The organism is Pseudomonas sp. HMWF006 (genome assembly GCF_003061205.1).
GTDB classification, from domain to species: Bacteria; Pseudomonadota; Gammaproteobacteria; order Pseudomonadales; family Pseudomonadaceae; genus Aquipseudomonas; species Aquipseudomonas monsensis.
Genome location: NZ_QAIU01000138.1, coordinates 1 through 5,405 on the forward strand (window position 1 = coordinate 1; position 5,405 = coordinate 5,405).

Genomic DNA, 5,405 nt, shown 5'->3' on the forward strand with positions numbered 1-5,405 from the left:
CCTCGGGAATATCCAGACTCAAATCGGCTGCGGCCGGGTGCAGGGCCTGTTCGTGCAACTGATCGAACAGTTTGGCCATGACCTGACTGACCCGCGACTCGATGCTTGCGTCGATGCGACTGTGCTCGGTTTCGACCCGGCAGCCGCCCGGCAGCAGCGTTTCGTCTTCGACGATGCGCCAGGTTTCTTCATGGCGTTCGCGCAGGGCTTTGACCTGGGCGAAGTCCTGCGGGTTGACGTACAGGCGCACGTTTTCCACGCCCAGAGGCAACAGCTTGAGGGCATCGCGCATGACGTGTTCGATCTGGCTCGAGTCGATGGCCAGCTCGCGCCTGATCACTTGTCGGGTGATGTGCTGAACGAGGTCGACCAGAGACTTTTCGATCTGCGTGTCCTGCTCGGCAATCGGTTCGAACAGGTGGCTCATCAGTTGCTCGAGGCTGGCGATTTTCGCCGCCAGCGCGACTTCAGCTTCCTGACGCACCTTCAGCGTGGTGCTGTGAAAACCTTCTTTTTCGCCGATGGCGAAGCCCTCGTTGTAAGCCTCCTGACGGATGCTCTCGAGTTCTTCCAGGGTCAGTGGCTGGACTTCTTCCAGCGGCACTTCTTCCATTTCCGGCGGTTCGGGCTCCGGCTCCGGCTCGGGTTCCGGTGCCGGCGGATCGAAGCTGGGCATGGTCCAGGATTCGAAACCGCGAACATCCCGGGCACGGATCAGATCCGTTACATCGTCATGCTTGTCCATGGGCTTAGATCATTTCCTCGCCGCCCTTGCCACCGAGCACGATCTCGCCGGCTTCGGCCATACGACGGGCAATGGTGAGGATTTCTTTCTGCGCGGTTTCCACGTCGCTGACGCGCACCGGGCCTTTGGCCTCGAGGTCGTCGCGCAACAGTTCGGCCGCACGCTTGGACATGTTCTTGAAGATCTTCTCTTTGACGCCTTCGTCGGAACCCTTGAGGGCCAGCACCAGGACATCGGAGGAGACTTCGCGCAACAGCGCCTGAATGCCGCGATCGTCGACGTCGGCGAGGTTGTTGAACACGAACATGAGGTCTTCGATCTGACCGGACAGGTCTTCGTCGACTTCGCGGATCGAATCCATGAGCTGGCCTTCGATCGAGCTGTCGAGGAAGTTCATGATGTCTGCCGCACGCTTGATGCCACCCAGGGTGGTGCGCGAGGCATTCGAGTTGCCGGAGAACTGCTTCTCAAGAATCTGGTTCAGCTCTTTCAGTGCGGCTGGCTGCACGGTGTTCAACGACGAGACGCGCAGGATGATGTCCAGACGCACTTTGTGGTCGAAGTTGCCGAGCACTTCACCGGCCTGATCCGGGTCGAGGTACGCAACCACGATGGCCTGGATCTGCGGGTGCTCGTAGCGGATCACGTCGGCAACGGCGCGTGGCTCCATCCATTTCAGGCTGTCGAGGCCGCTGGTGTTGCCACCGAGCAGGATGCGGTCGATCAGGCCGTTGGCCTTGTCTTCACCCAGGGCCTGGGTGAGCATTTTGCGCACGTAATCGTCGGAGCCGACGCCGAGACTGGTCTGGTCGCCGACGATGTCGACGAACTCGCTCATGACCTGCTCGACCTGCTCGCGATGGACGTTGCCCATCTGCGCCATGGCCACGCCGACGCGCTGAACCTCTTTCGGGCCCATGTGACGCAGCACTTGTGCGGCATCGGTCGAACCCAGGGACAGCAGCAGAATCGCGGCTTTGTCGACCTTGTTCAGTTTGACGGTAGCGGCTCGGTTATCACTCATCTGCGTTAATCCACTCTTTCACGACCTGAGCCACGCGACCCGGATCTTCGGCCACCAGACTCTTGATTGCATTCAGCTGCGCGTCATAACCCTCGCTCGGGCTCGGCAACAGAATGCTCTGCGGACCACCGAGGCTCACGCGGTCGTTGGCCAGTTCGCCGTCCAGGCCGCCCATGCCACCGAGTTCCACGTCGCTGCCCAGACCGGCCAGCTCCTTGCCTTTGCCACCGCCAGTGATGTTGTTCAACACCGGACGCAGCACACCAAACACCAGCACCAGGATGAACAACACGCCCAGCACTTGTTTGACGATGTCCCAGAACCATGGCTGGGAGTAGAACGGAATATCGGCGACCACTTCGCCGCGCTCGGCGGAGAACGGCATGTTGATCACGCTGACGCTGTCACCACGGCTGGCATCGAAACCGACGGCGTCCTGCACCAGACGGGTGAAGCGCGCCAATTCGTCGGCGCTCCACGGCGCACGGCTGGTTTCACCGTTGGCCGGGTTGACCTTGACCTGATCGTCGACCACCACCGACACCGACAGACGATTCAGGCGACCCTGCTGCTGTTTGGTGTGGCTGATGGAACGGTCAAGCTCGAAGTTCTTGGTGGATTGTTGACGCTTGTCCGCCGGGTACGGTGCAAGCATAGGCTGGCCGGTGGCCGGGTCCATGATTTGCTGACCGTTGGCATCGACCAGTGGCTGACCGGGTTGAATCATGCCGGCCGGCGCTGCGGTGCCACCGGTGGTTTGCGGCGCCGAGGCTGGCGACGGCGGCTGGTTGCTCAGGGCACCCGGCACACCTTGCGGGCCATTGCTGGCGGTGCGTTGTTCGTTGACCGACTGCTCGCTGCGCAACGCCGGCTGATCCGGGTTGAACTGCTCGGCGGTCGATTCGACGGCACTGAAATCGACATCGGCCGAGACTTCAGCCTTGTAGCGATCATTGCCCAGTACCGGTTGCAGAATGTTGTGCACGCGCTGGGTGAGCATGCTTTCCATGCGGCGGCTGTAATCGAACTGCTTGCCGGCCATGGTCATTTCGGAGTTTTCCGCCTGATCGGAGAGCAGGTTGCCCTTCTGATCGACGACGGTGATCTGCGATTTGCTCAGTTCAGGGACGGACGTAGCCACCAGGTTGATGATCGCGACCACCTGCCCCGGCTCCAGCGAACGGCCGCTGTACAGTTCAACCAGAACCGAAGCACTTGGCTTGCGCTCATCACGCACGAACACCGAGCTCTTCGGAATCGCCAGGTGCACGCGGGCACCCTTGACGTTGTTCAGACTGGAAATGGTGCGCGCCAATTCGCCTTCGAGGCCGCGACGGTAGCGGGTGGCTTCCATGAACTGGCTGGTGCCCAGACCCTGTTCCTTGTCGAGGATTTCGAAACCGATGTTGCCGTCGCTGGGAGTGACACCAGCGGCCGCGAGTTTCATCCGCGCACGGGACAGGTCGTCGGCCTTGACCAGCAAGGCGCCGGAGTTCGGCTCGACGGTGTAGGGAATATCGGCGGAGGCCAGGGTGTCCATGACCTGCTTGGCGTCCATGCCGGCAAGGCTGCCGTACAACGGACGGTAATCCGGCTGCTGCGACCACAGCACCACGGCAAAGCCAATCGCCACGCTCGCAGCCAGGCCGACCAACAGGCCCACCTGACGCAGCATGGTCATCTCGGAGAGGTTTTCCAGGAAGGACAGGCCGAACAGCGGCGGTTTGCCGTCTATCGGGGTGGCCTTGGCCGGAACGTTATCGGCGACTGCTTCTGCCATGACTCAATCTCGTCCTTAAACCGGCATCTGCATGATGTCTTGATAGGCTTGAACCAGTTTGTTGCGCACCTGGGTCAGAGCCTGGAACGACACGCTGGCTTTCTGCGAAGAAATCATCACGTCCGTCAGATCGACGCCGCTTTTGCCGATTTCAAATGCGTTGGCCAACTGGGTCGACGCCTGCTGGGTATCGTTCACTTTGTTGATGGCCTGACCGAGCATGTCGGAAAAGCTGCTACCTGCCAGTTCAGGGACGGCGGCAGTCGATTTCGGCGCAGACATGGCATCCATTTGCATGGCCTTCATGTCCATCATCAACCGATTAAATTCAATACCTTGGCTCATGGTCTACTCTCTTGGGCGGCCCGCAATTTTTTGACACTCACTCGGCGGGTACACAGGTGTTAGCAACAAGGGTGCCAGCTCGGCTGACCTGTTTCATAAAAGCCGTTCCGGGCTCCCGGCCAGCGCTGAATCACCGTAACGGCCGTGGGAGGCGACTTGGTCCCGAAGCTGGCAGGTCAATCACATCATCCGTGAATGACACAGCGCTTTCGGGAACAAGCCCCCTCCCACATTTGCCAGCGTCAACTTTCAGGTGGCGAACAGATAACCTTCGACGTCCATCCCGGCATCGCGCATTTGCGCCAGTTTGTAGCGCAGGGTGCGCGGGCTGATGCCGAGCTTTTCCGCCGCTTCCTTGCGCCGCCCGCGCTCGCTGCGCAGGGTGTCGATGATCATCTGGAACTCGCGGCGACGCAGGTCATCACCCAGCGCGCCGGCCGAATCCGCTTCGATTTCAACTTCACGCACCACGCCTGGCGTAGGCGCCGATACCGGCAACGCGGCGAATGTCACCGGCCCTGCCAGACAGAAATCCTGCGGCTGAATCAGGCCGCCCTGTTGCAGGATCAGCGCACGCTGAATGGCGTTATCCAGTTCGCGCACGTTGCCCGGCCACGTGTAGCCCGTCAGGCACGCCTGCGCCGCGGGCGAAAGTTTCGCCGCAGCATGCTTCATTTTATTGACGTGTTTGGCCAGCAAGCGCTCCGCCAGCGGCAAGATATCGGCAGTACGCTCGCGAAGTGGACGCCAGGCCAACGGAAAAACCGACAGACGGTAATAAAGGTCTTCACGGAAACGCCCCGCCGCCACTTCGCCCGCCAGATCACGGTTGGTGGTGGCGACCACGCGGATGTCGAGACTGATCGGTTTGCGCGCACCGACCCGCTCCACTTCGCGCTCCTGCAACACGCGCAGCAACTTGGCTTGCAGGCCGAGGGGCATTTCAGAGATTTCGTCGAGCAACAGCGTGCCGCCATCGGCCTGCTCGAACTTGCCCGCTTGCGCTGCGATGGCGCCGGTGAACGACCCCTTCTCATGACCGAATAATGTCGCTTCGAGCATGTTGTCCGGGATGGCCGCGCAATTGATCGCAATGAAGGGCTGACTGGCGCGATGGGATTGCTGGTGAATGTAGCGCGCCAGCACCTCCTTGCCAGTGCCGGACTCGCCAGAGATCAGCACCGTGGAATCGCTGCGCGCCACCCGCGCGGCCAGTTCCAGCAACTGCGCGCTGGCAGGTTCGACCGCGATCGGACCTTCAGCATCGCTGGCGCCGAGGTTGCCCAAAGCATGCCGGGCGACCAGGTCAAGCAAGGCCTTGGGCTCGAACGGCTTGACCAGATAATCCGCCGCCCCCTGGCGCATTGCATCCACCGCACGCTCGACAGCGCCGTGGGCGGTCATCAGCAACACCGGCAGTTGCGGCTGCCGGGCCCGCAACAGTGCGAGCAATTGATGGCCATCCATGCCGGGCATGTTGACGTCGCTGAGCACCAGGCTGAACGCTTCAC

Annotated in this window: 5 protein-coding genes; all 5 read right to left on the reverse strand. The window is 61.3% G+C overall.

Annotated features, from left to right (window positions below; all coding sequences use genetic code 11):
- The coding region (gene fliH, locus DBR24_RS05580) for a flagellar assembly protein FliH (protein WP_128614153.1) at positions 1-745 on the reverse strand (745 nt) is incomplete at its 3' end.
- 4 nt (positions 746-749) lie between these two features.
- A complete protein-coding gene (fliG, locus tag DBR24_RS05585) occupies positions 750-1,769 on the reverse strand; it encodes a flagellar motor switch protein FliG (RefSeq protein ID WP_007920042.1) in 1,020 nt (339 codons plus the stop codon).
- Positions 1,762-3,549 (reverse strand): flagellar basal-body MS-ring/collar protein FliF, encoded by a 1,788-nt coding sequence (gene fliF, locus DBR24_RS05590; protein WP_123465751.1) that lies wholly within the window; start codon positions 3,547-3,549, stop codon positions 1,762-1,764. Before fliF ends, fliG begins: the two co-directional genes overlap by 8 nt.
- Before the next feature lie 15 nt (positions 3,550-3,564).
- The gene (gene fliE / locus DBR24_RS05595) at positions 3,565-3,894 is read right to left on the reverse strand and encodes a flagellar hook-basal body complex protein FliE (RefSeq protein ID WP_123465749.1); all 330 of its coding nucleotides are present in this window, start codon (positions 3,892-3,894) and stop codon (positions 3,565-3,567) included.
- A 249-nt stretch (positions 3,895-4,143) separates the two neighbouring features.
- On the reverse strand, positions 4,144-5,405 hold a 1,262-nt coding region (locus tag DBR24_RS05600), incomplete at its 5' end, for a sigma-54 dependent transcriptional regulator (RefSeq protein ID WP_146188963.1).